At 35.5% G+C, this 26,269-nt stretch carries 30 protein-coding genes and 2 riboswitches; of the genes, 12 read left to right on the top strand and 18 right to left on the bottom strand.

Features of this window, described 5'->3' with window-relative positions:
* Positions 1-3: 3 nt before the first annotated feature.
* Positions 4-756 carry an AAA family ATPase gene (locus ACLBWW_RS01685; RefSeq protein WP_048546185.1) on the top strand — a complete coding sequence of 251 codons (753 nt, stop codon included), beginning with the start codon at positions 4-6 and terminating at the stop codon, positions 754-756.
* A gap of 31 nt (positions 757-787) precedes the next feature.
* Here ACLBWW_RS01685 and ACLBWW_RS01690 read toward each other — a convergent pair whose 3' ends face one another.
* From ACLBWW_RS01690 to ACLBWW_RS01700, 3 genes are all read right to left on the bottom strand, one after another.
* A complete protein-coding gene (locus ACLBWW_RS01690; protein WP_000552069.1) occupies positions 788-1,963 on the bottom strand; it encodes an acetyl-CoA C-acetyltransferase in 1,176 nt (391 codons plus the stop codon).
* Positions 1,964-2,102: 139 nt separating this feature from the next.
* On the bottom strand, positions 2,103-2,552 hold the full coding sequence (locus ACLBWW_RS01695) for an NUDIX hydrolase (protein WP_000540530.1): 450 nt from the start codon (positions 2,550-2,552) through the stop codon (positions 2,103-2,105).
* Positions 2,553-2,661: 109 nt separating this feature from the next.
* Positions 2,662-2,955, bottom strand: a complete 294-nt coding sequence (locus tag ACLBWW_RS01700; protein WP_000288327.1) for a DUF3928 family protein — start codon at positions 2,953-2,955, stop codon at positions 2,662-2,664.
* Between the two features lie 160 nt (positions 2,956-3,115).
* Here ACLBWW_RS01700 and ACLBWW_RS01705 point away from each other — a divergent pair, with 160 nt between their 5' ends.
* Positions 3,116-3,733 (top strand): hypothetical protein, encoded by a 618-nt coding sequence (locus ACLBWW_RS01705; RefSeq protein ID WP_048546188.1) that lies wholly within the window; start codon positions 3,116-3,118, stop codon positions 3,731-3,733.
* A gap of 15 nt (positions 3,734-3,748) precedes the next feature.
* Here the strand turns inward: ACLBWW_RS01705 and ACLBWW_RS01710 are convergent, their stop codons facing one another.
* From ACLBWW_RS01710 to ACLBWW_RS01725, 4 genes are read right to left on the bottom strand one after another with little or no spacing between them, the layout of a single operon-like run.
* Positions 3,749-4,048, bottom strand: a complete 300-nt coding sequence (locus ACLBWW_RS01710; protein ID WP_048546196.1) for a hypothetical protein — start codon at positions 4,046-4,048, stop codon at positions 3,749-3,751.
* Between the two features lie 50 nt (positions 4,049-4,098).
* A complete protein-coding gene (locus ACLBWW_RS01715; RefSeq protein ID WP_048546198.1) occupies positions 4,099-4,860 on the bottom strand; it encodes a DUF1129 domain-containing protein in 762 nt (253 codons plus the stop codon).
* Positions 4,861-4,873: 13 nt separating this feature from the next.
* On the bottom strand, positions 4,874-5,641 hold the full coding sequence (locus ACLBWW_RS01720) for a DUF1129 domain-containing protein (protein WP_048546200.1): 768 nt from the start codon (positions 5,639-5,641) through the stop codon (positions 4,874-4,876).
* Positions 5,641-5,973 carry a PadR family transcriptional regulator gene (locus ACLBWW_RS01725; protein WP_000107987.1) on the bottom strand — a complete coding sequence of 111 codons (333 nt, stop codon included), beginning with the start codon at positions 5,971-5,973 and terminating at the stop codon, positions 5,641-5,643. The genes ACLBWW_RS01720 and ACLBWW_RS01725 overlap by 1 nt, the downstream gene beginning before the upstream one ends.
* Positions 5,974-6,168: 195 nt before the next feature.
* Between ACLBWW_RS01725 and ACLBWW_RS01730 the strand changes: the two genes are divergently transcribed.
* Entirely contained in the window at positions 6,169-6,945 is a 777-nt protein-coding gene (locus ACLBWW_RS01730) for a 3-hydroxybutyrate dehydrogenase (protein WP_048546202.1), read from the top strand.
* A 94-nt stretch (positions 6,946-7,039) separates the two neighbouring features.
* On the opposite strand, the gene ACLBWW_RS01735 is transcribed toward ACLBWW_RS01730, so the two are convergent.
* The 4 genes from ACLBWW_RS01735 to ACLBWW_RS01750 all read right to left on the bottom strand — a co-directional run bounded on the left by ACLBWW_RS01735 (position 7,040) and on the right by ACLBWW_RS01750 (position 10,803).
* Complete coding sequence (locus ACLBWW_RS01735; RefSeq protein ID WP_088110387.1) at positions 7,040-7,177, bottom strand: YvrJ family protein; 138 nt, start codon at positions 7,175-7,177, stop codon at positions 7,040-7,042.
* 218 nt (positions 7,178-7,395) lie between these two features.
* Complete coding sequence (gene mtnA / locus ACLBWW_RS01740; protein WP_048546204.1) at positions 7,396-8,457, bottom strand: S-methyl-5-thioribose-1-phosphate isomerase; 1,062 nt, start codon at positions 8,455-8,457, stop codon at positions 7,396-7,398.
* A complete protein-coding gene (gene mtnK / locus ACLBWW_RS01745; protein ID WP_048546209.1) occupies positions 8,454-9,635 on the bottom strand; it encodes an S-methyl-5-thioribose kinase in 1,182 nt (393 codons plus the stop codon). Before mtnK ends, mtnA begins: the two co-directional genes overlap by 4 nt.
* Before the next feature lie 90 nt (positions 9,636-9,725).
* A riboswitch (SAM riboswitch) is annotated at positions 9,726-9,868 on the bottom strand.
* 71 nt (positions 9,869-9,939) lie between these two features.
* Entirely contained in the window at positions 9,940-10,803 is an 864-nt protein-coding gene (locus tag ACLBWW_RS01750) for a carbon-nitrogen family hydrolase (protein ID WP_048546211.1), read from the bottom strand.
* A gap of 14 nt (positions 10,804-10,817) precedes the next feature.
* On the opposite strand from ACLBWW_RS01750, the gene ACLBWW_RS01755 reads away from it, so the two are divergent.
* The 6 genes from ACLBWW_RS01755 to ACLBWW_RS01780 all read left to right on the top strand — a co-directional run bounded on the left by ACLBWW_RS01755 (position 10,818) and on the right by ACLBWW_RS01780 (position 15,838).
* On the top strand, positions 10,818-11,996 hold the full coding sequence (locus ACLBWW_RS01755) for a pyridoxal phosphate-dependent aminotransferase (RefSeq protein ID WP_048546212.1): 1,179 nt from the start codon (positions 10,818-10,820) through the stop codon (positions 11,994-11,996).
* Between the two features lie 64 nt (positions 11,997-12,060).
* A riboswitch (SAM riboswitch) is annotated at positions 12,061-12,166 on the top strand.
* Positions 12,167-12,230: 64 nt separating this feature from the next.
* A complete protein-coding gene (gene mtnW, locus ACLBWW_RS01760; protein ID WP_447613892.1) occupies positions 12,231-13,475 on the top strand; it encodes a 2,3-diketo-5-methylthiopentyl-1-phosphate enolase in 1,245 nt (414 codons plus the stop codon).
* Positions 13,472-14,131: a 2-hydroxy-3-keto-5-methylthiopentenyl-1-phosphate phosphatase gene (locus tag ACLBWW_RS01765; protein ID WP_000027484.1), complete on the top strand. Its 660-nt coding sequence runs from the start codon at positions 13,472-13,474 to the stop codon at positions 14,129-14,131. The genes mtnW and ACLBWW_RS01765 overlap by 4 nt, the downstream gene beginning before the upstream one ends.
* Positions 14,128-14,766 (top strand): methylthioribulose 1-phosphate dehydratase, encoded by a 639-nt coding sequence (locus ACLBWW_RS01770; RefSeq protein ID WP_000811328.1) that lies wholly within the window; start codon positions 14,128-14,130, stop codon positions 14,764-14,766. Before ACLBWW_RS01765 ends, ACLBWW_RS01770 begins: the two co-directional genes overlap by 4 nt.
* Entirely contained in the window at positions 14,744-15,256 is a 513-nt protein-coding gene (locus ACLBWW_RS01775) for a 1,2-dihydroxy-3-keto-5-methylthiopentene dioxygenase (protein WP_000057324.1), read from the top strand. The genes ACLBWW_RS01770 and ACLBWW_RS01775 overlap by 23 nt, the downstream gene beginning before the upstream one ends.
* 306 nt (positions 15,257-15,562) lie before the next feature.
* Positions 15,563-15,838, top strand: coding sequence for a hypothetical protein (locus ACLBWW_RS01780; RefSeq protein ID WP_000054671.1), 276 nt, complete (start codon positions 15,563-15,565; stop codon positions 15,836-15,838).
* A 51-nt stretch (positions 15,839-15,889) separates the two neighbouring features.
* Here the strand turns inward: ACLBWW_RS01780 and ACLBWW_RS01785 are convergent, their stop codons facing one another.
* The 4 genes from ACLBWW_RS01785 to ACLBWW_RS01800 all read right to left on the bottom strand — a co-directional run bounded on the left by ACLBWW_RS01785 (position 15,890) and on the right by ACLBWW_RS01800 (position 19,630).
* Positions 15,890-16,222, bottom strand: coding sequence for a DUF3909 family protein (locus tag ACLBWW_RS01785; RefSeq protein WP_048546217.1), 333 nt, complete (start codon positions 16,220-16,222; stop codon positions 15,890-15,892).
* Positions 16,223-16,227: 5 nt separating this feature from the next.
* Positions 16,228-17,106, bottom strand: a complete 879-nt coding sequence (locus ACLBWW_RS01790) for an NAD(P)-dependent oxidoreductase (protein WP_048546219.1) — start codon at positions 17,104-17,106, stop codon at positions 16,228-16,230.
* Positions 17,107-17,110: 4 nt separating this feature from the next.
* A complete protein-coding gene (locus ACLBWW_RS01795) occupies positions 17,111-18,247 on the bottom strand; it encodes a serine hydrolase domain-containing protein (RefSeq protein WP_048546222.1) in 1,137 nt (378 codons plus the stop codon).
* A gap of 90 nt (positions 18,248-18,337) precedes the next feature.
* A complete protein-coding gene (locus ACLBWW_RS01800; RefSeq protein WP_048546224.1) occupies positions 18,338-19,630 on the bottom strand; it encodes a GGDEF domain-containing protein in 1,293 nt (430 codons plus the stop codon).
* 330 nt (positions 19,631-19,960) lie between these two features.
* Between ACLBWW_RS01800 and ACLBWW_RS01805 the strand changes: the two genes are divergently transcribed.
* The 3 genes from ACLBWW_RS01805 (at position 19,961) to ACLBWW_RS01815 (ending at position 21,706) form a co-directional block, all read left to right on the top strand.
* Positions 19,961-20,578, top strand: coding sequence for a nitroreductase family protein (locus ACLBWW_RS01805; protein WP_000180385.1), 618 nt, complete (start codon positions 19,961-19,963; stop codon positions 20,576-20,578).
* Between the two features lie 344 nt (positions 20,579-20,922).
* The gene (locus ACLBWW_RS01810) at positions 20,923-21,141 is read left to right on the top strand and encodes a hypothetical protein (protein WP_048546226.1); all 219 of its coding nucleotides are present in this window, start codon (positions 20,923-20,925) and stop codon (positions 21,139-21,141) included.
* A gap of 196 nt (positions 21,142-21,337) precedes the next feature.
* Positions 21,338-21,706, top strand: a complete 369-nt coding sequence (locus tag ACLBWW_RS01815) for a DUF3915 domain-containing protein (protein ID WP_141522805.1) — start codon at positions 21,338-21,340, stop codon at positions 21,704-21,706.
* A gap of 97 nt (positions 21,707-21,803) precedes the next feature.
* Here the strand turns inward: ACLBWW_RS01815 and ptsP are convergent, their stop codons facing one another.
* From ptsP to ptsG, 3 genes are all read right to left on the bottom strand, one after another.
* Positions 21,804-23,516 (bottom strand): phosphoenolpyruvate--protein phosphotransferase, encoded by a 1,713-nt coding sequence (gene ptsP / locus ACLBWW_RS01820; RefSeq protein ID WP_000174216.1) that lies wholly within the window; start codon positions 23,514-23,516, stop codon positions 21,804-21,806.
* Positions 23,516-23,779: a phosphocarrier protein HPr gene (gene ptsH / locus ACLBWW_RS01825; protein ID WP_000411080.1), complete on the bottom strand. Its 264-nt coding sequence runs from the start codon at positions 23,777-23,779 to the stop codon at positions 23,516-23,518. The genes ptsP and ptsH overlap by 1 nt, the downstream gene beginning before the upstream one ends.
* 136 nt (positions 23,780-23,915) lie before the next feature.
* Positions 23,916-25,979: a PTS glucose transporter subunit IIABC gene (gene ptsG / locus ACLBWW_RS01830; protein ID WP_048546228.1), complete on the bottom strand. Its 2,064-nt coding sequence runs from the start codon at positions 25,977-25,979 to the stop codon at positions 23,916-23,918.
* Positions 25,980-26,269: the final 290 nt, after the last annotated feature.

Raw genomic sequence — 26,269 nt, forward strand, 5'->3', positions numbered from 1 at the left:
ATATTGATTGACGTACCCTTTTTAAAAAATGTCACATTAAAAAAAGAAAATATCCCTAGTTTTTCCACATATCCTTACTGTCTACCCGCTATCCGAACTTTACAATCACTTGCCTTCCATCCAAATGTAACATTCATTATTGGAGAAAACGGAACGGGAAAATCAACATTACTCGAAGCAATTGCAATCGCTTTAGGATTTAATGCAGAAGGTGGAACGAAGAATTTCCGCTTTAGCACAAACGATTCACATTCATCTTTACATGAATACCTTCGAATTTCTAAAAGTTTCAATACACCAAACGACGGTTTCTTTCTTCGTGCTGAATCATTTTATAACGTTGCTTCTTATATTGATGAGATGGATGCTGATCTAGAAGCACGCGGGAATCCAGTTATTGACTCATATGGTGGTATCTCACTACACAAACAATCACACGGCGAATCATTCTTTTCCTTATTTATGAACCGTTTTTCAGGACAAGGTTTATACATTTTAGATGAGCCTGAGGCCGCTCTATCACCAATGAGGCAACTTTCCATGCTTATTCGAATGCACGAACTAGCGAAACAAGGTTCACAATTTGTTATCGCGACGCACTCTCCTATTTTAATGGCTTATCCTGAATCCACTATATATTCTTTAACACAAGAAGGGATTCATGAATCCACATTAGAAGAAACCGAGCATTACCAAACGACAAAACTTTTCTTTGAAAATCGTGATCGATTATTTCATCATTTATTTGATTCTTAATAAAAAAGAAGCAGCGATTGCTGCTTCTTTTTTATAGTGCTTCTATAAATAATGCTACCCCAATACCGCCACCGACGCATAGAGAAGCAATTCCTTTTTCTAAACCGCGTCTCTTCAATTCATGAATTAAACTTACAGTAATACGAGCTCCTGTACAACCGATTGGATGTCCAAGTCCTACACCGCTACCGTTTACATTCACTTTTTCACGGTCTAAACCTAATTCTTTCTCTACAGCTAGGTATTGAGCCGCGAAAGCTTCATTAATTTCCAGTAAATCAGCATCTTCTAATGACCAATCTACTTTTTCTAACCCTTTACGAATTGCTGGTGCTGGTCCAATACCCATAATTTTCGGATCTACTCCAGCTACTGAATATCCAACAATTCTAGCTAACGGTTGTAAGCCTTTTTCTTTCGCTTTTTCTTCGCTCATTAATACTAGAACCGCACTTCCATCATTAAGGCCAGATGCATTCCCTGCCGTTACAGATCCATCTTTACGGAAAGCTGGTTTTAATCCTGCTAATTTTTCCGCTGTAATATCTGCACGTGGATGTTCATCCTTCGAAAATACTATTTCTTTTCTACGTTCTTTTATCGTAATAGGAACAATTTGCTCGTCAAAATATCCAGACTCGATTGCTTGCAGTGCCAATGTATGACTACGAAGCGCAACTTCATCTTGTTCCTCTCTTGTAATTTCATATTGGTCAACTAAATTTTCAGCCGTTTCACCCATCATAATATGGTGAATCGGATCTTCTAGTACTTCCCACACCGTATCACGAATTTCTCCGTGCTGTAGACGTTGTCCCCAGCGGTGCTGTTTTAATGCATAAGGGCTTGAACTCATTGCTTCTACTCCACCTGCAATAACAACATCACTTACACCTAATTGAATTTGCATTGCAGCTGACATAATTGCTTGCATACCTGAAGAACATTGGCGTTGGATTGTATAACCCGTAACTGTGTCAGGAAATCCTGCCGCTAATGCAGCTGTTCTTGCAGTATTTGCTTCATCAGTTCTTTGAATACAATGACCTAAAATTACTTCATCAACTTCGTGTGGTTCTACCCCGCCTCGTTTTACAGCTTCCTGAAGTACAGGAACCGCTAATTCTACTGGCGTTACATTTTTTAGCGCTCCTCCAAAAGTTCCAATTGGCGAACGAACTGCAGCTGTAATAACAACATTATGCATTTTGCACTTGCCCCTCTCTTATGTACCCTAGTCAGTTTTTAGGTGAAATTCCATAAGATGTATGTCTACATCTATCATACTATAAACATACTAAAAAATCAAAATATTTAATATAATAAAAATAGAAGGAATTAACCTTCTATTCTGTTAATGCATATAGAAATTTTTGTAAAATTTTCTCTGTCGTTTCATTCAATTTTGGTAACTTATCTACCGGAAAATATTGAAGCTTCAATCCCTCATGATCAAGCCTTAATTCTCCACTCACATGATGCCCCTGATACAGATGAATAACATTAAAAATTTCATCCCCATTAGGATAACGGAAATATACTTCCTTTCCTGATAAGACACCTAGAAATTGCATTATTTTTGCAGTTAATCCCGTCTCCTCGAATAATTCTCGGCGAGCAGTTTCTTCCGTCGTTTCTCCTAGTTCCATCGCGCCGCCAGGTACACCCCAATCATATGTATCTGAACGATATTGAAGCAATACTTCCTGATTATCATTTAGTATAATTATTGCTGATCCAACGAGAATAAGTGGTCTTGTCCCAACAACTTTGCGTAACTCTTCAATATACCCCATTATGTAAATTCTCCTTTCCTCACCCTCCCTTATCATAACAAAATTCTTCTCCTTTTGTTGATGTAATTTCCAAGAAAAAAAGGAAGCTTTCGCTTCCTTTTTTCCATTTTTATTTCTTAAAACTTTCATATTTTACAGCTTCAAAAGCTTCTTCAATTTCATCATTACGATAATGAACGTATGTAAAACGCCCTAATTCTACTAATCTTGCTATTTCTTGTAACGCTTTATGTTGCTCATATGTTTCCTCCAGCTTAATATGTACATAAAACTTCATTAATGGATGTTCATATAAAGGTTCTCCCACCTCTACATATACATCTTCAACCCCTTGTACAACTCTTACGTAACTCGCAAATTGATAAAGTGCCTCTCTGTCTGAAACGATTTTTAATGTATACATATATTCTCCCCCTTTTCTTTACTATATCAAAAAGATGACCACACCATGTTATAGAACTATGAAATTTTTTCGACTTGTAATAAACAAGGCTTTTATCCATACATAGGGTCTTTTCCCAACATATATTATAGAAAGAATTTTTTCAGTTGAGGTGTTCCTTATGGATCCATACGTCAATATATGTATTTGCATTACTCCAGGCGCCGATATTTCTGATGACCGTATCGCAAAAGATTTAGCAGTTGCAGAATCAATTTGGCACCCCATTACATTTCAAATTAAAGACGTAATTATTTTAAATGAACTTTTTCGTTTTTCTGACCGTGAAATTAGTTATAAAAATTCTATTCAAAGTCAGGAAAAATTAGCATCCTTTTTCCAAACATGTGTAAATGAAGCTCCTGAATGCGACCTTTACATTTGTTATATTGGCAGTGATTATTTCAAAGAAACAGCCGTAATTGCCTGCGCGTACTCTTTAGCCAAACAACAGCAACTTACTGGTTATATCGTTTTAACAAATTCGGCTGCTCCCATGAAAAATATATATACGCTCGCTCACGAAGTCGGTCATATTTTATTTACAAGACGTGTTCACGGAAAACTTACTCACGCAGATCCTCATTCCCTAACTGGCTCGGAGCACCATCCTTCTCCAACAAATCTTATGTACCCTATCGTACCTCGTCCTGAAAATGTTCATATTCAGTCTCTATTGACGAACGAACAAAAAGCACTCTCTTTACAAAGCTCTTTATTGCAAAGAAAAAAACAGTAACTGTCATGTTACTGTTTAAAATAATTTATTCCAATTAACAAACGATATACCGGCTGCTAGAAATAAAAAGAAGCAACTAAACATAAATGTAATACCTCTAAAAATCCCTATATAATATTTCTTTGGAAATAATTTTTTGCATATCCAAAGCAGCCCTTTTCCTATTAAACCGAAGAAAAAAACATAACCCGATGTGTCATCTAATAAAGTATCGAAATAATCATCGTGTACCTTTTTCGAAAATGCAGTATATAGCCCCAAAATCGTTAAACCTAAAAATATAGTAGACAATATACCTAGAAATATACTTTGCATGTTTGTTCCTCCTTAATAAAAAATTCAGCTCGTTCACTAGTAATATAAAACTAACTTATAGTCTTTTTCTCCTCATTTTTCAAAGACCATCGCATTAATACATATAAACTACCGTACAGAAGTAAAGGTTCTAACATTCCCCAGTATGGATTTTTCTCTCCCAATCCTTTAAATACAAACATAATGAATAGCGGGACAATAACAGCTAATATCCCAATCCAGCCAAGTATGTACGCTTCCCCAATTAACAGTACTAACAGGATAACTCCAGCTAGTATATAACTTTGTATAGTCGTTAATTGTAATACAGGTGTCCCGTACCATTTATTCAGAAACATTAATAATACTAGTAATAAAATTGGTAACAAAGATGCTACATAAAGAATGCTAAATTCTTTTATTTTGCTCTTAAATGATGACATTTTAAAAGCAAATATAATTCCTACAATCGTAATCATTAAAACAATTGGGTATCCAATCAATTGTACATTTGTTAATGTAAATTCATGATTTGGACTTTGAAATAAGATATTTGTAAGTAACCAATATCCGCCTATCCCAATTATCATCCCTAAAATACTCTTTATACTCCCACCTTTATCCTTCTCCATCTCTTTCGCCAATTCTTCCGCATACTCTTTTGGTGAATCACCAAATATATCCGTTACCGTCTTTCCCTCTTTCTCACCTTCTATTAAATGAAGTTCTGCATCTTCTAGAAAAGCATCCACATCTTCTTCTTTCATTCCTTTTGTTATTAAATATACTTTCGTATCGATTAAAAACTTTTCTCCTTCTTTAGAAATTTGCATGATAACCCCTCCCTTATTTAACCACTTCTCTTCTATTCGTCTTCATCATAATTTCAAGGAAAATTAAAATAAACAAACTTCCGTATAAACATATAATTTGAAATAACATTGGCACGAGATCTTCTGATGTAAATGTTTTAAACAGTAACATAATCGAAAGTGGAATAATTAAATATAAGTTTTTAAACCATCCTTCAAAATATATATTTATCGCTACTGTGATCATAAAAATAGCTCCGGCTAATATATAACTTTGCGTTTGGGTGAATGTAAACGTTTTGGTAGGATAGATTACATCTAATATCGTAACAGCCCCCATTAAAAACATTGGCGCTACCATAACTAAAAACCACATAGAAAACCACGTTTTTGTAAAGCTTGTTACGAAGGTCATTTTGCGAAGTAAAAAATTAGGACCTATAACAACTAAAATCAATGACAAACTATACCCAACGCACTGAATAAGCGACATCTGTAATAATCCGTTATTCACTATTAGGATAGAAGCAATAATCCAAAACGATACGATATTCATTACTGTAAAACCAATTTGCTTCCACGTTTCCTGTCTATCCTTTTCCATCACTTTTACAAGTTCATTTGCATATTCTTTCGGTGAACTTCCGAAAATATCTTCTACACTTTTCCCATCACTCTCACCCTCGATTAAATGAAGTTCTGCATCTTCTATAAAATTTTCAATATCGCTTTCTTTCACACCCTTTGCTGCTAAAAATAATCTCATTTCTAATAAAAACTTTCGTGCTTCACTTGATAACATTATTTTTTTCTCCCCTTCCCCTCAAGTAGACGCTCTACACTACTTTGCATCGCTTCCCAGCGATCCATAAATTCATTAAGTGCTTCCTCGCCTTTTTCTGTTAATGTATAATATTTTCGCTTTGGGCCAGATGGAGATTCCTTCATTACACTTGTTATTAATCCTTCCTTTTGCATTCGTATTAATAACGGATAAATACTTCCCTCACTCGCCATAGTAAAGCCATACTTTGCTAGTTTTTCACTCATTTCATAACCGTATATTTCACCTTCAGAAATAATAGCAAGTAAGCATCCTTCTAAAATCCCTTTCAGCATTTGACTTGTCGACATAACTCAAATCCTCCCACTATCTTGTTTTACAAGATAGATAAGCGTAAGTATCTTGCTTTACAAAATAGTATAGCAGAGACTATTTTGCAAAACAAGATAGCTAACAATATTTTTCCAAATCTTTGCAGGATTTTTATTATCCCCTCTCTAAATAGAGCAATATGAGAACTTTATTAGGAAGGGATGTTTTTCATCATGGTTACAAATCGAGTTGTTTTTTTAACAGGCGCTGCAAGTGGTATTGGTTATGAAATGGGAAACGCTTTTGCAAAAGAAGGTGCAAAAGTTGTCATTACTGATCGTCTTGAAGAACGTGCAAAAGAAGCTGCTGAACATTTACAAAAAGAAGGCTATCAAGCTATCGGTTTAAAATGTGATGTTACATCTGAAGAAGAAATTACCGCTGCAATTTCTCAAACCGTTACTCATTTCGGTTCATTACATATATTAATTAACAACGCAGGAATGCAACACGTTTCACCAATTGAAGATTTTCCAACTGAAAAGTTTGAACTACTTATTAAAATTATGCAAATCGCTCCTTTTATCGCAATTAAGCATGCCTTCCCAATCATGAAAAAACAAAAGTATGGCCGAATTATTAATGTAGCCTCCATTAATGGCCTCGTTGGATTTGCAGGAAAATCCGCCTACAATAGCGCGAAGCATGGCGTAATCGGATTAACAAAAGTTGCCGCTTTAGAAGGCGCTACTCACGGAATTACCGTTAATGCGCTTTGTCCTGGTTATGTCGATACCCCACTTGTACGTAATCAACTACAAGATTTAGCTACTACACGAAATGTACCACTTGAAAATGTTTTAGAAGATGTTATTTATCCACTTGTACCACAAAAACGCTTATTGCAAGTACAAGAAATTGTGGATTATGCTATGTTTTTAGCGAGTGAAAAGGCAAAGGGTATAACTGGGCAAGCCGTTGTTATCGATGGTGGTTATACTGCTCAATAAAGTGACGGCTTTTACTGCCCATTAATACGGGGTAAAAAATAAAGTTTGCTCAAGAAGAGCAAACTTTATTTTACTTTGTATCGCGAGGACCTTCCTACTTTAGTAATTGTTTAGGGAGTTTCTCGATTGCAACAATTACCCCATCTAATTTACTTTCAATACGATGGAGTAAATATAATGTTACAACAATCGGAAACCCTACATTACCTACTATCCTGATCCACTCTTCCATCTTTTCCGCCTCCTTCCATTATATAAATAAGGGAAAAGAAAACATTTAGGCATAAAGTGAAACTTTAATCAGTGGGGGTTTTCTTCATCCCCCACTGATTATTAGTTGAACCAATCGGGCTTTTACGGGCAGTTGACCCCCACCTAACTTCTTTGCTTCCGCTGAATTTTGAGGTGGGGGTCTTACCGCCCGTTAATGCGGGATAAAAAAACAAGCTATTATGTATTAGCTTGTCTTTCAAATAACGATGCAATTTCCCGTTTATAATCTCCGTGTATGATGCCTTTTTCAGTAATAATACCTGTAATTAATTCATTCGGTGTTACGTCAAATGCAGGATTATAAACATCAGTTCCAATTGGCGCCACTTGTTTTCCAAAAATTTTCGTAACTTCGGTTTCATCTCTTTCTTCAATAACAATTTCTGTACCTGTTTGTTTCGTAATATCAAACGTAGATAACGGAGCTGCAACGTAAAATGGAATATCGAAATAATTTGCTAATATAGCTAAATTCATTGTTCCGATTTTATTTGCTGTATCTCCATTTGCGACAATTCGGTCCGCTCCTACAATAATCGCGTTTATTTCTTTCGTTTGAATAGCATGAGCTGCCGTATTATCGGTAATAAGTGTTACATCAATATTTGCCTGTTTTAATTCCCAGGTCGTTAAACGCCCGCCTTGTAAAACCGGTCTCGTTTCACACGCATACGCATGTAAACGTACACCTTTTTCTTTCCCAATATAAAACGGTGCTAATGCAGTACCATATCTAGCAGTTGCAATGCTTCCAGCGTTACAAATTGTTAAAATGTGATCACCATCTTTAAAACATGTTAATGCATGTTCTCCAATACTCCGGCATACTGCTTCATCTTCTTGCTGAATGAGAAGCGCTTCTTCTTCTAATTTTTTTTGTGTTTCTTTTATTGTAGTAATTTCTCGAATTGATTCTCTCATGCGATCGATTGCCCAAAATAAATTGACTGCTGTTGGGCGTGACGTTCCTAAATAATTACAATCTCTATTAAACTTCTTTTGAAATTCTTCCATATGTACAGTATTATATTTTTTTGATGCAAGTGCCAAGCTAAATGCAGCTACAATTCCAATTGCAGGTGCTCCTCGTACTTCTAGCATGACAATACTTTTCCATACCTCTTCAATCGTCGTTAATGTTTTGTATTCTGTACTATGCGGCAACTTTGTTTGATTTAATACTGCAATGGCATCACCTTTCCAACTGACAGATCTCGGAACAGTAACAATTGTACTCATGCTTTTATCCCTCCAGAAACTGTCTGTTGAAATAATGTTCGGAACAGTTGAATATCAGCACTCTTAGATTCATATTTTATTAGTTCTTTACCTAAGGATAACGCTTGTTTCTTAGCTTGAATTCTCGTTTCTTTATTTGCTATTCCATCTAAATCAGCTACATGCGCTAAGCCAATTGTTCTACGGATAAGCTCACATCCGGCAAATCCAATGGCATCTGTAAAAATATTTTGCAAAATAATTGGCAACCATTGTTTCTCTTTCGTATATGCTTCTACACCTTCTCCAATCCATAACTTCGTAAAAGCTTCTACAAAATAACTCCATGTTTTCTCAATATGGAAAAATAGCACACTTCTTTTTTCCTCTTCACGGGATAGTGCATTTAATAATAAATTTGCAATAAATTGGCCAAGATCAAATCCAAATGGACCATATGTTGCAAATTCTGGATCAATTACTTTCGTTTCAGCAGGTGATGAAAAAATACTACCAGTATGTAAATCACCATGAATAAGCGCTTCTTTTCTTGTTAAGAACTTATATTTATACTGTGCTACTTTTAATTTTAAATTTTTGTCACTCCACAGTTCATCCACCGCTAGTTGTAACTCTGGTTCATAATCATTCGTATCATAATGACTAAACGGATCTGTAAACACTAAATCTTCCGTGATTTTACTAAGATCTGGGTTTACAAATGCACCTTCTAGTACCCTTTTCTCTTCTGATTGTAAACCGAAATCTGAAGTATAAAACAACACATGTGCTAGAAAGCGACCAATATGTTGGGATAAAAGCGGGTACTCCTCTCCATCTATTAATCCTTTTCTTGCAATTGTTAGCCTTGATAGATCTTCTATGACTGTTACTGCTAACTCTTCATCATGACTGTACACTACCGGCACATATTCCGGCACATACTTCGCAAAAATTTGTAATGCTTTACTTTCAATCGTCGCTCTTTTTATAGACAGTGGCCAGCTCTCACCAACTACTTTCGCATATGGCAGTGCTTGTTTTATTATAATAGACTTCTCTCCATCATCTAATTTGAACACGTAATTTAAATTTCCATCTCCAATTTCATGACAAACTACATTTGCTTTCCTTTCAAAATAACCGTGTTCTTTCGCATATTGTATAGCTGTCGTTTCAGTTAATGAATAATATCCCATCGTCTTCTCCCCCTTTTTTAATTCAGAGGTTTTTCTGACGTAGAAAAACCTCTTTCCACAAAGAAAGAGGTTTGAAGTTTATCTTCTCCCCTCTTATCTGCCAGAAAGGTTTACTTTCTGCTGGAATTAGCACCGTGCCTTTTGGCGTAAATAAACGCCCCATTTCACAATGGTATTACGGTCGGTTGCTGGGCTTCATCGGGCCAAATCCCTCCACCTGCTCTTGATAAGAGTTGTATAATTTTTTGAATTTTTAACTTTATGTTGAAGACTATACCAAGAATAAAAATCACTTGTCAACATTTTATTTGTATAATTCTGGACGACGATCTGCAAAAACTGGAATTCCTTTGCGTACTTCTTTAATTTTCTCAAAATGAAGCTCTCCAAATAAAATTGATTCTTCTTCATTCGCTTCTACAACAACTTCGCCCCAAGGATCGACAATTAAAGAATGACCGGCAAACTCATTATTCGGATCCTTTCCTGCCCTATTACATGCAACAACATAACACTGATTTTCAACTGCTCTTGCTTGCAATAACAAACGCCAATGCGCTAAACGAACCAATGGCCATTCTGCTACAACAAATAAAACTTTTGCACCTTTCGCAGTATGAACGCGCATCCACTCTGGAAAACGAATATCATAACAAATTGTGCCGGCGCACTCTACATCATCTAACTTAAATTCACCTGTACTATTTCCAGCGATTAAATATTTATGTTCATCCATAAGCTGAAATAAATGCACTTTACTATATTCATTGACCAGTTCTCCTTCCTTGTTTACCACATACATTGTATTTGTAACACCTTGTTCTGTTTGCTTCGCTATAGACCCACCGACAATATGTACACCATATTGCTTCGACCATTCTTTCAGCTTTTCTTTCGTTTGCAATCCATCCCTATCTGCAATTTCAATAAGCCTCGTTAAATCATATCCCGTTGTCCATAGTTCTGGTAAGACAATCACATCTGGTCTTTCCTTCATCGCTTCGCTTATTTTATTTTTAGCATTCTCAATATTCTTTTCTACATCTCCAAAGACAATATCCATTTGAATACATGCGACTTTCATTTTGTCAGCCCCATTCTTAATTTTTTCTTTACAAAATACTGGAAAGATTATATCATTTGTCACTAGAATTGTAACAACTTTCAAAAGAGGTGGAAAGTATGAAATTATTTCAACCTTCTGAGATAGTAACATCATTGCCTACACAATTTTTTGCTTCACTTGTTGCAAAAGTTAACAAAGTCGTTGCAGCTGGTCACGATGTTATTAATCTAGGTCAAGGTAATCCAGATCAACCAACACCGCAGCATATCGTAAAAGCTTTACAAGATGCTGCTGAAAAGACCATTCATCATAAATATCCGCCATTTCGCGGACACGAAAGTTTAAAAGAAGCCGTGGCAACATTCTATCAACGCGAATATGATGTAGTAGTAAATCCAAAAACAGAAGTTGCTATTTTGTTTGGTGGAAAAGCTGGATTAGTAGAATTACCACTTTGTTTTACAAACCCTGGTGATACTATTCTCGTTCCAGATCCAGGCTATCCAGATTATTTATCAGGAGTTGCTTTAGCAAAAGCACAATTTGAAACAATGCCGCTTATTGCAGAAAATAATTTTTTACCAGATTATACAAAAATTGATGCCACTACCGCTGAGCGTGCAAAGTTAATGTTTTTAAACTATCCAAATAATCCTACCGGTGCTACTGCATCAAAAGGTTTCTTTGATGAAACCATTCATTTTGCTAATGAACATAATATATTAGTCGTTCATGATTTTGCTTACGGTGCTATTGGATTCGATGGTCAAAAACCTGTTAGTTTCTTGCAAGCAGACGGTGCTAAAAATACAGGTATTGAAATTTACACTCTATCGAAAACTTTCAATATGGCTGGATGGCGCATCGCTTTTGCTGTGGGGAATGAAAGTGTGATTGAGACAATTAACTTATTACAAGATCATATGTATGTTAGTATTTTTGGTGCAGTTCAAGATGCTGCCCGCGAAGCACTATTAAGTTCACAGTCTTGCGTAATAGACCTTGTAAATAGTTACGAATCTCGAAGAAACGCTCTTGTTTCAGCTTGTCACTCAATTGGTTGGAATGTAGACATTCCAACAGGCTCATTCTTTGCATGGCTTCCTGTTCCGAAAGGATATACATCTGAGCAATTTTCTAATATTTTACTAGAAAAAGCACACGTTGCAGTTGCTCCTGGTGTTGGATTTGGTGAACATGGCGAAGGGTATGTCCGTGTTGGTCTCTTGCATACAGAAGATAGATTAAGAGAAGCCATTAATCGAATTGATAAATTAAATTTTTTCAAAAAGTAATTGACAACATGAAAAATATCTGACAAAATTCAGTTATCTTAAAATTTTAAACATTTCTAAATACTTCTTATCAAGAGCAGGTGGAGGGACGAGCCCGACGAAACCCGGCAACCGATCTACAATTGTAGACACGGTGCTAATTCTCGCAGCATTATGCTGACAGATAAGGAGCTGGTTGTAAAAAAACCTCTCCTTAGCTGAGAGGTTTTTTTATTTAACTAGGAGGTTTTAACAATGAGCGGAATTATAGCAACGTATTTAATCCATGATGATTCACATAACTTAGAAAAAAAAGCCGAGCAAATTGCACTCGGTTTAACAATTGGCTCTTGGACTCATTTGCCGCACTTATTGCAAGAACAATTAAAACAGCATAAAGGCAACGTCATTCATGTTGAGGAACTAGCTGAACAAGAACATACCAATTCGTATTTACGTAAAAAAGTTAAACGCGGGATTATTAAAATCGAATATCCGTTATTAAACTTCAGTCCGGACTTACCAGCAATTTTAACAACTACATTCGGGAAGCTATCACTTGATGGTGAAGTGAAATTAATTGACTTAACATTTTCAGACGAGTTAAAACAATATTTCCCTGGTCCAAAATTCGGGATAGATGGTATTCGAAATCTTTTACAAGTGCATGAGCGTCCCCTTTTAATGAGTATTTTTAAAGGAATGATTGGACGAAATATTGGGTATTTAAAAACGCAATTACGCGATCAAGCAATTGGTGGTGTAGATATAGTAAAAGATGATGAAATATTATTTGAGAATACATTAACACCACTTACGAAACGCATTGTATCTGGAAAAGAAGTTTTACAATCCGTATATGAAACATACGGACATAAAACGTTATATGCCGTAAATTTAACAGGACGAACTTTTGATTTAAAAGAAAATGCGAAACGCGCAGTGCAAGCTGGGGCAGATATTCTATTATTTAATGTATTTGCTTACGGACTAGATGTACTACAATCACTTGCAGAAGATGATGAAATCCCAGTTCCTATTATGGCACACCCTGCTGTAAGTGGTGCTTATTCATCATCCAAGTTATATGGAGTTTCCTCTCCATTATTACTAGGAAAGCTACTACGTTATGCTGGGGCTGACTTTTCATTATTCCCATCTCCGTACGGAAGTGTTGCACTAGAAAAAGAGGAGGCTCTTGCCATCTCAAAACATTTAATTGAAGACGATGCATTTTTCAAGAAGAGTTTTTCTGTTCCGTCTGCTGGTATTCACCCTGGTTTCGTTCCCTTTATTCTACGAGATTTCGGTAAAGATGTTGTTATTAATGCTGGCGGCGGGATACATGGACATCCAAGTGGGGCGCAAGGGGGCGGTAAAGCTTTCCGTACTGCAATTAATGCTACTTTGCAAAATACACCACTCCATGAAGTAGATGACATAAATTTGCATAGTGCACTACAAATATGGGGAAATCCCTCTCATGGGGTGAAATTATGAGTATTCAAGTATTTTGTGATTTCGATGGCACGATTACAAATAATGATAACATTATGTCCATTATGGAAAAATTCGCACCACCAGAAGCCGAAGAAGTAAAGAATAGAATTTTATCACAAGAGCTGTCTATTCAAGAAGGTGTTTCTCAATTATTTCAATTAATACCTACTAGTCTACACGATGATATGATTCAATTTTTAATAAAAACTGCTGAAATCCGTAGTGGTTTTCATGAATTTATACAATTTGTAAATGAAAATAACATTTCTTTTTACGTTATATCAGGTGGAATGGATTTCTTCGTCTATCCACTCTTACAAGGAATCATTCCAAAAGAGCAAATTTACTGTAATGAAACAGACTTTTCAAGTGAATTCATTACAGTTAAGTGGCCTCATCCTTGTGATCATCATTGTCAAAATCATTGCGGATTATGCAAATCATCTTTAATCCGTAAATTAAGTGATACGAATGACTTCCATATTGTGATTGGAGATTCAATTACTGATTTACAAGCTGCGAAACAAGCAGATAAAGTATTCGCTCGCGACTTCCTTATTACAAAGTGTGAAGAGAATTATATTGCTTATACACCGTTTGAAACATTTCACGATGTTCAAACCCAATTAAAACATTTGTTGGAGGTGAAATCATGAAACAACTTTTTCGTCAATGGTATGACTTAAGCGAGATAAAAAAAGAATTAACAACACGAAATTGGTTTCCAGCAACGAGTGGTAATATTTCTATAAAGGTTAGTCATGAGCCACTTACTTTTCTTATTACAGCAAGTGGTAAAGATAAAACAAAAACTACTCCAGATGATTTTCTATTAGTAGATCATCTAGGGGTTCCCGTATTAGAGACTGAATTACGCCCTTCAGCAGAAACAATATTGCATACACATATTTATAACAATACGAATGCTGGGTGCGTACTTCATGTTCATACAACTGATAATAATGTCATCACAAATTTATATAGTGATGCAGTCACCCTTCAAAATCAAGAAATTATTAAAGCTCTCGATATTTGGGAAGAAGGTGCAACAATTCACATTCCTATTATCGAAAACCATGCCCATATCCCAACGCTTGGAGAAAACTTCCGAAAGCACATACAAGGAGATTCGGGAGCAGTATTAATTCGTAACCACGGTATTACCGTATGGGGCCGAGATAGCTTTGATGCAAAGAAAAGATTAGAAGCTTATGAGTTTTTATTCCAATTTCATATAAAACTATTATCAATTCAAGGAGGCGTTTCTAATGGCGCAAATTCGTATTCATGAAGTAAATACTCGCATAGAAAATGAAGTAGAAGTATCTAAATTTCTACAAGAGGAAGGCGTTTTATATGAGAAATGGAACATCTCTAAACTTCCTACTTATTTAAATGAAAATTATTCGTTAACAGATGAAAACAAGGCTGAAATATTAGCTGTGTTTTCAAAAGAAATCGCTGATGTTTCAGCGCGCCGAGGTTATAAAGCACATGATGTAATTTCACTTTCAAATAGCACACCTAACCTTGACGAATTATTAATTAATTTCCAAAAAGAACACCATCATACCGATGATGAAGTTCGCTTTATTGTTAGTGGACATGGCATCTTTGCCATTGAAGGAAAAGATGGCAAATTCTTTGACGTTGAACTTGAGCCAGGCGATCTCATATCTGTTCCAGAAAATGCAAGACACTATTTTACCTTGCAAGATGATCGTCAAGTTGTAGCTATTCGTATTTTTGTTACAACTGAAGGCTGGGTTCCAATTTATTAAGGTAGTTAGTTGAATAAAAGGACTTGGATCCCCTTTTCCAACCTTTTATTCACTCTACATATATACATCCTCCTATGGAACAGGCTTATTTCAAAAAATGAAATAAGCCTGATTTTTTATTTTCTCAAACATATGAGTCCTTCTATTCCAAAACAATCTCCCCTTCTATTTTTCAAGCAAATTTTTTAAAACTTTTTGAACATTTATTGAACTTTTTTTGAATTTTTTCTGAAAATTCTGTTTTGTATATGATATACTACAATTAAATAAAAAGGAAAAGAATATCGCAAACAGAGGGGGATAATCATGAGTTTACTTATCGCACTTATACTAGGGGTTACGTGTGGAGCACTTCCTGTTATTCTAGGAGCTATTATGGAAGAGTTGGAAGTTGGTGTTTTAGGTTTTGTCGCATCTTGTGTAAGCGCTTTATTTTTTGGCTTATTCGGTGCTATTCCTGTTTCAATTCTGTGTGCATTTTATATAGTACGCCATGCTCGTGCAAAACAATTCGGTCCTAATCACATCGCGCAAGTTATTCCATTCCCAATTGAACGATGCCGCAGAGCTTCTAGCTTATAATTATAAAAATTATATATACCTAAATAAATAAAAGTCCTCAAATGAGGACTTTTATTTATTTTCTTCTAGAAATTGAAACAATTCTTGTAAGTGCAAGGCGTCTTCACTATAGCTAACAGATACGTGACATATACCGTCAATCTCTGCTTGCATATAAAGGTCAACTCCATCTCGATCATATTTCAATGCCAAATAAAACTCCATTTCTTCTAACATCTTTTTTGAAGCTCGAATAACATAATGCCCCTTCTCATCTCTTCCATATTCGAATTCCGGCTCAAAATCATATTTTTGTTTAAAAGCTTCTTTTTGTTTTGCACTAATTTGTATACAAGTTGCTCGCTGAACAGTATCAATCATCTCATCAAATTTTTGAAGATCCATCTCATTTACCCCCTTATGTATTTTTTGTATAAAACTTGTGTTCCGCTATTCTCTTCCCCATCTTTCATTAACTCTTCATACAATTCCTTCGCCAAACTTAAACCTGGCACTGGCAATTGCAATTTTTCAGCCTCATCTAAAGCTATCTTCATATCTTTCATAAAATGCTTTACATAAAACCCTGGTTCAAAATCTCCCTTTAACATTCGGGGAGCTAAGTTACTCAATGACCAGCTACCTGCTGCTCCCGTTGAAATACTCTCTAATACTTTATCTGGGTCTAGTCCAGCTTTTTTCGCATAAGCAACAGCTTCACATACTCCAATCATGTTAGAAGCAATCGCAATTTGATTGCACATTTTTGTATGTTGTCCACTTCCAGCTGGTCCTTGCAACTGAATATTTGTCCCTAGTTTTTCAAATAACGGTAAACATTTTTCATATATTTCTTTTTCGCCACCGACCATAATTGCGAGCCTTGCTTCTTTCGCACCAACGTCTCCTCCAGATACAGGCGCATCTAACGTATATACATTCTTACTTTTACCGGTTTCGTTAATACGTTTTGCCAATGTTGGTGTAGATGTCGTGAAATCAATTGCTATCGTACCTTCATTTGCATTCTCCAAAATTCCATCTATCCCAAAATACACTTCTTCTACATCATGTGGATATCCAACCATAGTCATTACAACATCAACTTGCTTCACTAACTCTTTCGGTGTATCACACCAATTCGCACCATCTTGCACTAAAGAGTCTGTCTTCGTTTTCGTTCTATTATATACATATACTTTATAGCCGTCTTGCATTAAATGACGCACCATACTTTTTCCCATTACACCAATACCGATGAAACCTATTGATACATTTTTACGTTCCATTTTCTCATCCCCTTTGTTCTAATAAATCACTTACCATCTTTCGAAACTCATTATTAAAATCATCATCTATACTATTTTTCACATTTGAAAATAATATAACAAAAGTGCCTTTTTCTTTATTAAAATTATTGAAAGTGTTCCAACCAGATAGTACACCATGATTATGAAAATAATCCGGATATATGTAAAAACTATATGCATATTTTCGTTCTGTTGAAGGTGAAAACATCGCTTGTCTACTTTGTTCAGAAAGAAGTTTCCCATTTATAATCGCTTCGTCTAACTTCTTCATATCACCAACTGTCGTATACATCTCACCGCACCCGTATAACCACTCCATTAACAATTTTTGTGCAGGTTCAAGTACATTCTCTTTCTTTACATATCCTTTAGTAAAATGCTGATCTCCCTGAACCATATTTCCCATACCAGATTCATGCATTTCTGCTTTAGTAAATATATTTTCTTTTATGTAATCTCCTAAAGTTTTTTTTGATATACTTTCTATAATATAGGCAAGCACCATATAATTATAATCTGTATATCTCCAACCTGAGCCTGGTGGAAATTCTAATTTTTGACTTCCAATCCAATTTACTAAATTTATACGAGAAGCGGCATTCACTTTCCCTTTTCCACTTTCCGGTAAACCTGATGTATGTGTTAACAAATGATATAAAGTAATATTTTTATCTACTGGAAAAGAGGGAATATATTTATTTACATTATCTTGAATATTTAACTTCCCTTGTTCCTGCAGCTGTAAAATAGATGTTGCCACAACGGTTTTCGTAATAGAACCGACACGATATTTTGTTTGAGGCGTATTCTCTATCTTATATTGAACATCAGCATATCCATATCCTTTATTCAATATAACATGCTCTTTATCTGTTACTAAAACTGTCCCATTAAATTGCTTTCCTATTAAATATTGATCTAACTTTTGAGATATACTAGCATAATCAATTTGTTGTTCTTTTTTTTCTTCTATATTCTCCTGTACTTCTGATTCAATAGTAGGATTCACCTTAGTTGTCAATACAGTGCTTCCCTTTATATTGGGGTTATAGAAAAAATAGTATACTCCACCACAAACTACAGCAGACAGCGAAGCCATCGTCATTATTTTTTTTATCATGTTGTTCCTCCATAATTCCTTCGTTCAAAATCCCCCCTACATTCTATTATCAAACAATAAAAAAAAATCGCAACAATTTGTTGCGAAAAATCACTTTTTTTCTTTTCTATATACACACACTTGATTTTTTCCATTTTTTTTCGCTTCATATAATGCAATATCCGCTCGTTGCATTAATTCTTCTCTTGTAATCCCTTGTTCATATAACGCGACTCCAAAACTCGCTGTTAATTTCGAAATTCCGGAGAACTGCTTCGTTTCAATGAAAAATCGTAATGATTCCGCAACCTGAAATGCTTCTTTTTCTACTGTGTTAGTTACTAATATAATAAATTCTTCTCCTCCCCACCTTGCAAATACATGTTGCTGCTCCACTTTAGATTTCATAAGCTCTGCAAGCTGAATTAATGCTAAGTCACCAAAATCATGGCCATACGTGTCATTTACTGTTTTAAAATTATCTATGTCAAATAAAATAAGTGCTATTTTTTCATCGTTACGCATTGCATTATCCCATTCTGCCTCTAGTATTTGTTGGAACTTCAAACGATTATAAATCTCTGTTAACGAATCTATCATAGCAAGCCTTTCTTGTTCTTGATAGATTTCATCTAATTCTGTAATCTCTGTACACTTCACAATAAATCTTGATAAATCTTCTGGCAGTGGTGTCGCGCGCAATAAAAAAGTTGACACTTCCCCTTCATAATTGGACATCTTAATTCTTCTATCATATGATAATGTATCATCTAACCATGTTATATCGTGAGTTGTTGAATAGTATCCGTTTTCTCTAATAAAATGTTCAGCAAATACTAAATGTTGCTCACGATAGGCAAATAAATTTTCATATCCGAAAAACTCTAAAAAATTTGTATTACAATCAACAATCTCATCGTCTTCTACTATAAATAATAGATCATTTTGAAAATCAAACATCGTTTGAAGTAATTCTTGTTGCAAACTTACTTGCCGCACTAAAGAAAGCTGATACAAACTCTTATTCACTTCCTCTAACACCATTTGTGGAGTCACAGGAGCTATCACAATATTACGTATTCCTAACGTAAGCACCTCTGCAAACTCGCTTGTTATCTGTTGATCCCAAATGACAATAAATGTACTCTGTGGATTATACATATTCTTTATATATTTTATTTGAGAAAAATCTGTTACATACATAATTACAATATGTGGTTTTGTTCTCTGAAACAATAATTCTCCTTCTTCAAAACTATTTGCTATAAACATACATTTTGGATGAATATTTTCTATCGTTTGTTGATGTGTACATCCATTTTCTATATAAAGGACATTTAACTGAAGATCTTGTAATACATTTTGGAAAACCGTATTCTCTAATAAAAAATGTAGTATGTTCATCACTAGTCTTCACTCACTTCATATATCTTGTTCTACTGCATTCCTCACAAACATTTTATAAAAAGACTGTTCTCTAAATACTTTAATAAGTGAGGGATACATATTAACAAGCTAATTGAGAATGCTTTTTTCGCTTTTTCTCTACAAATTCCTTTTCTAGTGTATGATTATAGGAATTGTATCGTTTGTATGAATGCCCTAGCTTCCTCTTTAAAACTTGACAATTAAAATAAAGATATTATATTCTTAAATTCGACAACTTACAAAATGTAAGTAGAATGTATTACATGTATTTTTTTATAATTTGATATGTTACTTGGAGGATATATAATGACAAACGACAACTTTTTTAATGTTCTATACGAACGCACATCTACACGTGCATTCAACCCAGAGAAAGAAATTTCATCTACAGAGTTACACGAGATTTTAAAGGGAGCTGCTCAAGCACCTTCTGCTTGGAACTTGCAGCACTGGAAATTCCTTGTATTCCAAGGTGAAGATGTACAGAAACGATTGCATCCAATTGCTTATAACCAGCAACAAATACTTGATGCTTCTGCTGTAGTCGCTATTTTAGGTGATTTAGAAGCTTATAAAAACGTTGAACCAGTTTATGGTCCAATTGTAGAACAAGGATTTATGAAAGAAGAAGCAAAAGAGCGCTTAGCTAAAAATATTGAGTCTGCATATGCTCGTGAGCAATTCCCAAGAGATGCAGCCTTTTCAAATGCATCTTTAGCAGCAATGCAACTTATGCTTGCGGCTAAAGCAACTGGCTGGGATACTTGTGCTATTGGTGGTTTCAACCCACAAGCACTTACAGAAGAATTCAATGTTTCATCTCGTTACGTACCAATTATGCTTATTACAATTGGTGAATCAACTTTAAAAGGTCATCCTGCACCACGAATGAGCGTAGAACAAGTGAGTGAATGGGCAAAATAATAAAGTGAAACTATAATCGGTTTTTATGGACAGTTAATCCTCCGCCTAACTTCTTTGCTTTCGCTGAATTTTGAGGTGGGGGGTCTTACTGCTCTTTAATACAGGATAAAAAGAAACGAAGGTAATTTCATTACCTTCGTTTCTTTTTATCCTGTCACACACCCGTAATATTACAATGTACTATTCGACATCTATACATAAAAAAACAGTAAACTTTATGCTATTCCCATACACATAAATGGCATTTCATGTCGAATTTTGTTAAAGTATCGAAATATAACCGTGTGTTTTTGTTACAATTATGATACAATGATAACAAATAGATAACAAGAGAGGGATTTTCATTGAGTTCATACGGAAGCTTTATCGCACTTTTAAGTTACATAGTAACTGTACTGCTTTTATATTTTATTGGCGATGCTACAAACATATCAGTGTTACAATTCCCAAAAGAAGAAGCGTTCCAATTAGACACAGAAAAACATACTGCAAGATCCATTGCACCACTACTCTTAGCTCTCCCTGTATATATCATCGTTTTATATAAAAGTAAAAAAGTGTAAAGCCTACCTATTTCATTCATTTCGGTGGTCTTTACACTTTTTTGTGATATTTCCCCTATTTTAAACATCATTCCGTACTAAACACCCAGCTAGTCTTTTAAAATGAGAAAATCCCCCAGAAAAAATTCCACTCTCTGTCCAGTCACTCACTACCGAACTTACATAGATTATAAGTGTGAAGGGGGTGATGAGGATTATGTTTGGATCATTTGGATGCTGTGATAACTTTAGAGACTGTCATCATCGTGAAAGAGAGTGTGACCATCGCGAACATCGCGAGAAAGAGAGAGAAGAAGTTAGACCACAACGACCTGCTGTATGTAACGTACTTGCTAACATTTCAGTTGGAACAGAGCTTTCTCTTTTAAGCATTAGAGGTAACGGCACATTCAACAATGTAATTTTTGAAGGTTTCGCTAATGGCGTTGCTCTTTTCTCTGCTTTAGCTCGTAATAACAAAGACGATAAAGATAATAACAAAGACGATAAGAACAATCAAAATCGAAATACTTTTACTGGTATTTTACGTGTATGCCCAACTGATATCGTTGCTATCGCTATCTAATTCTGTTCCTTATCCTCTATAGTAAGAAAATAAGATTTACTTTTCTCATAGAAAAAACCTGAGACCGATTTCAAATCGACTCAGGTTTTTTTATTGATTATATGCTTTTAACTAGTTCAACAACTTCTTCAGCAGTTGACATCATTAATGCTTTTTCTGCTAATGTTTCCATTTCTGCTTTTGACAACTTGCTTAGTTGTGTTCTTGCAGGAAGAATAGATGTTGCACTCATACTGAACTCATCTAAACCTAATCCTAATAATAATGGGATAGCAAGTGAATCTCCCGCCATCTCACCACACATACCAGCCCATTTGCCTTCTTTATGAGCAGCATCGATAACCATTTTTACAAGACGTAAAATAGATGGGTTATATGGTTGGTATAAGTAAGATACTTGTTCATTCATACGGTCTGCAGCCATTGTGTATTGGATTAAGTCGTTTGTTCCGATAGAGAAGAAATCAACTTCTTTTGCGAATTGATCTGCTAATACTGCTGAAGCTGGGATTTCAACCATCATACCGACTTCAATTGAATCAGAAACAGTTGTACCCGCTTCTACAAGTTTCGCTTTCTCTTCTAATAAGATTGCTTTCGCTTGACGGAACTCATCAAGAGTTGCAATCATTGGGAACATAATTTTTAAGTTACCGTATACGCTAGCACGAAGTAATGCACGAAGTTGTGTACGGAACACATCTTGCTCATCAAGACATAAGCGAATTGCACGGTATCCTAAGAATGGGTTCATTTCTTTTGGTAAATGTAAGTATGGAAGCTCTTTATCTCCACCGATGTCAAGTGTACGAACAACAACAGGTTGACCTTCTTTTACACCTTCAAGAACTGCTTTATACGCTTCGAACTGCTCTTCTTCTGTTGGAAGATTGTCACGGCCCATGTATAAGAATTCTGTACGGTATAAACCAACGCCTTCTCCGCCATTATCAATAATACCTTGTACATCATTTGGTGTTCCGATATTTGCAACAAGCTCAACGTGATGTCCATCACTTGTTACAGTAGCTTGGTCTTTTAATTTTGCCCATTCAGTTTTTTGCTCTTCAAATTTCGCTTTCTTTTCTTCAAAAGAACGAAGAGTTTCTTCTGATGGATTTACAATTACTTCTCCATCTAAACCGTCGATGATTACGATATCGCCGTTTTGGATTTTCTCCATAACAACTTTCGTACCAACAACTGCAGGAATTTCCATAGAACGAGCCATAATTGCAGAGTGAGATGTACGTCCACCGATATCAGTTGTAAAACCTTTTGCATACTTACGGTTTAACTGAGCTGTATCAGATGGTGTTAAATCTTCAGCAATGATGATTACTTCTTCAGAAATTGTACCAGGGTTTGAGAAGTTAATTCCTAGTAAATGTGCAAGAACGCGTTTTGTTACGTCACGAATGTCCGCAGCACGTTCTTTCATATATTCGTTATCCATGTTTTCAAACATAGAAATAAACATTGATGCAACTTCATCCATTGCAAATTCAGCATTTACTTTTTCACTATTTACTTTATCTTTTACTGGGTTTACTAGTTCTGGATCATTTAACACTAATAAATGTGCTTCAAAGATCGCAGCTTTATCAGCACCCAGCTCAGCAAAAGCATGGTCCTTAATTGCTTCTAATTCAGTTTTTGCTTTCTCAAGCGCAGCGTCTAAGCGTGCAATTTCAGCAGCTTCGTTTGTAATTGATTTCTTTTCGATGTTAAATTCAGGATTCTCAAGTCTGAAAGCCTTTGCAATAGCAATCCCACTTGATGCAGCGATCCCTTGAATGTTAAGAGTCATTATTCTCCTAATCCTTCGTTTTTCATAGTTTCTTCGATAGCTGCTAGTGCTTGAGCTGCATCATCACCATTTGCAGTGATTTTAATTTCTGCGTTTTGTTGAATGCCTAAAGACATAACGCCCATGATTGATTTTAAGTTAACGTTTTTTCCGTTATACTCTAAGTTAATGTCAGAACCAAATTTGCTTGCAGTGTTTACAAGTAGAGTTGCTGGACGAGCATGAATTCCTGAGTCGCTAGTTACTTTAAAGATTTTTTCCATGATAATTTATCTCCTTTAAATTACAGTATTTTTTTAGTTGTATAGACGTGAGTACTACATCATCTATTGTATATAATAGGCGATGTTCGGTCAACCACATCGCCTATTATAATTATAAACATTTTGCGTCAAATTCCTACTGAATGTCAATAATAGCGTTTTCGCCCTTCTTAACATTTCCATCTTTTTTCAATTCGACTTGTTGTCCTTGTTGTAAATTCGTAAAGACAATTGGTGTAATGATAGATGGTGCATTTTCTTTTACAAATGCAAGATCTACTTTTAATAATGGTTGTCCTTGTTTCACTTTGTCGCCTTGTGCTACAAGTGCTTCAAAACCTTCACCATTTAATTTTACAGTATCAATACCGAAGTGGATTAAAATTTCTTTTCCGCCTTCAGATTGAATACCAATTGCATGCTTTGTAGGGAATACGTTGACGATCTCACCGTTAACTGGAGAAACTACTGTTCCTTCTGTTGGCTCGATTGCAAATCCGTCTCCCATCATTTTTCCTGAGAATACTTGATCAGGTACTTCTGTAATCGATAAGATTTTCCCTTCAATTGGTGATACGATTGTTTCGTTTTCATCAACTTGTTTAGGAGTTTCTTCTACCTTTACAGGCTCTTCTTTTTCAACATGAGGTGTACGACCTGACATAATATCATGAATTTGTGATTTTAATGTGTCAGATTTCGGTCCAAAAATAGCTTGAATGTTATTTCCAACTTCAAGTACACCAGCTGCTCCAAGCTCTTTTAAGCGATCTTTGTTTACATTCTTTTGTTCGTTAACTTGAACACGTAAACGAGTAATACAAGCGTCTAAAGAAGCAATGTTTTCTTTACCACCAAGTGCTACTAATACTTCACGTGGAAGTTCTCCTGCTTCTGTTTTACCTGCGCCGTCATTCGCATTTGCTACTTCACGACCAGGTGTTTTTAAATCCCATTTACGGATTGCAAAGCGGAATCCGAAGTAGTAAATAACTGCTAGTACAAGACCAACAATAATTACCCACCACCATGCTGTACGGCCTGGTAGTACACCGAATAACATAAAGTCGATTAAACCACCAGAGAATGTCATACCAATTTTAACACCTAAAATTTGCATTGTCATAAATGATAGACCAGCGAATACTGCGTGAATTCCGAACAGTACTGGTGCTACGAATAAGAATGAAAATTCAAGTGGTTCTGTAATACCTGTTAAGAAAGATGTTAATGCAGCAGAGCCTAAAATACCCGCTGCTAATTTTTTATTTTCAGGACGTGCTTCATGGTACATTGCTAATGCTGCTGCTGGAAGACCGAACATCATGAACGGATACTTACCAGTTGTAAATGTACCTGCTGTTAATTCTACACCGTCTTTTAACTGTGCCATAAAGATTTTTTGGTCACCACGGATTAATTCGCCAGCTGCATTTGTATACTGACCGAATTCGAACCAGAACGGTGAATAGAAAATGTGATGTAATCCAAATGGAATTAATGAACGTTCAATTAAACCGAATATGAATGCTGCTAATGTTCTATTTGCATCAATCATTTGATGTGAGAACGTATTTAAGCCACCTTGAATGTATGGCCAAATGAAACACATGATTATACCTACTACTAAAGAGAATGTTGCAGTTGCGATCGGTACGAAACGCTTACCTGCGAAGAAACCTAAGTATGATGGTAATTCAATGTTGAAGTATTTATTGTAGCAATATGCGGCTACTATACCGACGATAATACCACCAAACACTCCCGTTTGTAGCGTTGGAATTCCTAATACGTTTGCATATGCTGGATCTGTAAATCCAATTTTTACTGGGTCTGCTCCAGAACTTGTTACTTTCACTAGCTTATCTACTTCTAAGAACACACTCATCGTTTTGTTCATAATTAAGTAGCCGACGAACGCTGCTAATCCAGCTACTCCGTCTCCACCAGCTAAACCAATTGCTACCCCAACTGCGAATAATAATGCAAGGTTAGCGAAAATAATATCACCAGATTGTTCCATAATTTTTGCTACCATTACGAACCAATCTGCTTTTAAAGCAGGAATAACATTTGTTAACTGTGGATTTTGAAATGCATTACCAAATCCAAGTAAAATACCTGCTGCCGGTAAAATCGCTACTGGAAGCATTAACGCTTTTCCGACTTTTTGAAGAACACCAAAGATCTTCTTAAACATGGAAACCCTTCCTCTCTTATCTATATTGATACCTTCCGACAAACGCCAAAAAGACATGAGGAAAAAAAGATAGAACGATAGCTATACAAAGGGTAGTATATCCCTTTCTCTAGCTTACATTCCTTGCTTTTCTCCACTCATGCCTGATCGAATCAGTAACACGTGTCAAAAATAGGTTTACGTATAAGTTCACTATAATTAAGGCAAACGTTTTCGTTACTTACCTTAATGTGTTTGTCGAAATTTGTATAACTTTGCAATAGTTATTATACATAACTATTGTAAGCGAT

Source organism: Bacillus sp. M5A3_1b (assembly GCF_053345335.1).

Excerpts from the sequence above, each read along its gene's own strand:
- ACLBWW_RS01700 (WP_000288327.1), bottom strand. The coding sequence starts at position 2,955 with ATGTATACATTAAAAATCGTTTCAGACAGAGAGGCACTTTATCAATTT.
- ACLBWW_RS01725 (WP_000107987.1), bottom strand. The coding sequence starts at position 5,973 with ATGTCGACAAGTCAAATGCTGAAAGGGATTTTAGAAGGATGCTTACTT.
- ACLBWW_RS01710 (WP_048546196.1), bottom strand. The coding sequence starts at position 4,048 with ATGCAAAGTATATTTCTAGGTATATTGTCTACTATATTTTTAGGTTTA.
- ACLBWW_RS01690 (WP_000552069.1), bottom strand. The coding sequence starts at position 1,963 with ATGCATAATGTTGTTATTACAGCTGCAGTTCGTTCGCCAATTGGAACT.
- ACLBWW_RS01765 (WP_000027484.1), top strand. The coding sequence starts at position 13,472 with ATGAGTATTCAAGTATTTTGTGATTTCGATGGCACGATTACAAATAAT.
- ACLBWW_RS01795 (WP_048546222.1), bottom strand. The coding sequence starts at position 18,247 with ATGATAAAAAAAATAATGACGATGGCTTCGCTGTCTGCTGTAGTTTGT.
- ACLBWW_RS01800 (WP_048546224.1), bottom strand. The coding sequence starts at position 19,630 with ATGAACATACTACATTTTTTATTAGAGAATACGGTTTTCCAAAATGTA.
- ACLBWW_RS01755 (WP_048546212.1), top strand. The coding sequence starts at position 10,818 with ATGAAATTATTTCAACCTTCTGAGATAGTAACATCATTGCCTACACAA.
- ACLBWW_RS01705 (WP_048546188.1), top strand. The coding sequence starts at position 3,116 with ATGGATCCATACGTCAATATATGTATTTGCATTACTCCAGGCGCCGAT.
- ACLBWW_RS01715 (WP_048546198.1), bottom strand. The coding sequence starts at position 4,860 with ATGCAAATTTCTAAAGAAGGAGAAAAGTTTTTAATCGATACGAAAGTA.
- ACLBWW_RS01805 (WP_000180385.1), top strand. The coding sequence starts at position 19,961 with ATGACAAACGACAACTTTTTTAATGTTCTATACGAACGCACATCTACA.
- ACLBWW_RS01730 (WP_048546202.1), top strand. The coding sequence starts at position 6,169 with ATGGTTACAAATCGAGTTGTTTTTTTAACAGGCGCTGCAAGTGGTATT.
- ACLBWW_RS01735 (WP_088110387.1), bottom strand. The coding sequence starts at position 7,177 with ATGGAAGAGTGGATCAGGATAGTAGGTAATGTAGGGTTTCCGATTGTT.
- ACLBWW_RS01775 (WP_000057324.1), top strand. The coding sequence starts at position 14,744 with ATGGCGCAAATTCGTATTCATGAAGTAAATACTCGCATAGAAAATGAA.
- ACLBWW_RS01790 (WP_048546219.1), bottom strand. The coding sequence starts at position 17,106 with ATGGAACGTAAAAATGTATCAATAGGTTTCATCGGTATTGGTGTAATG.
- mtnA (WP_048546204.1), bottom strand. The coding sequence starts at position 8,457 with ATGAGTACAATTGTTACTGTTCCGAGATCTGTCAGTTGGAAAGGTGAT.
- ptsH (WP_000411080.1), bottom strand. The coding sequence starts at position 23,779 with ATGGAAAAAATCTTTAAAGTAACTAGCGACTCAGGAATTCATGCTCGT.
- ptsG (WP_048546228.1), bottom strand. The coding sequence starts at position 25,979 with ATGTTTAAGAAGATCTTTGGTGTTCTTCAAAAAGTCGGAAAAGCGTTA.
- ACLBWW_RS01695 (WP_000540530.1), bottom strand. The coding sequence starts at position 2,552 with ATGGGGTATATTGAAGAGTTACGCAAAGTTGTTGGGACAAGACCACTT.
- mtnK (WP_048546209.1), bottom strand. The coding sequence starts at position 9,635 with ATGGGATATTATTCATTAACTGAAACGACAGCTATACAATATGCGAAA.
- ACLBWW_RS01815 (WP_141522805.1), top strand. The coding sequence starts at position 21,338 with ATGTTTGGATCATTTGGATGCTGTGATAACTTTAGAGACTGTCATCAT.
- mtnW (WP_447613892.1), top strand. The coding sequence starts at position 12,231 with ATGAGCGGAATTATAGCAACGTATTTAATCCATGATGATTCACATAAC.
- ptsP (WP_000174216.1), bottom strand. The coding sequence starts at position 23,516 with ATGACTCTTAACATTCAAGGGATCGCTGCATCAAGTGGGATTGCTATT.
- ACLBWW_RS01720 (WP_048546200.1), bottom strand. The coding sequence starts at position 5,641 with ATGTTATCAAGTGAAGCACGAAAGTTTTTATTAGAAATGAGATTATTT.
- ACLBWW_RS01770 (WP_000811328.1), top strand. The coding sequence starts at position 14,128 with ATGAAACAACTTTTTCGTCAATGGTATGACTTAAGCGAGATAAAAAAA.
- ACLBWW_RS01785 (WP_048546217.1), bottom strand. The coding sequence starts at position 16,222 with ATGGATCTTCAAAAATTTGATGAGATGATTGATACTGTTCAGCGAGCA.
- ACLBWW_RS01780 (WP_000054671.1), top strand. The coding sequence starts at position 15,563 with ATGAGTTTACTTATCGCACTTATACTAGGGGTTACGTGTGGAGCACTT.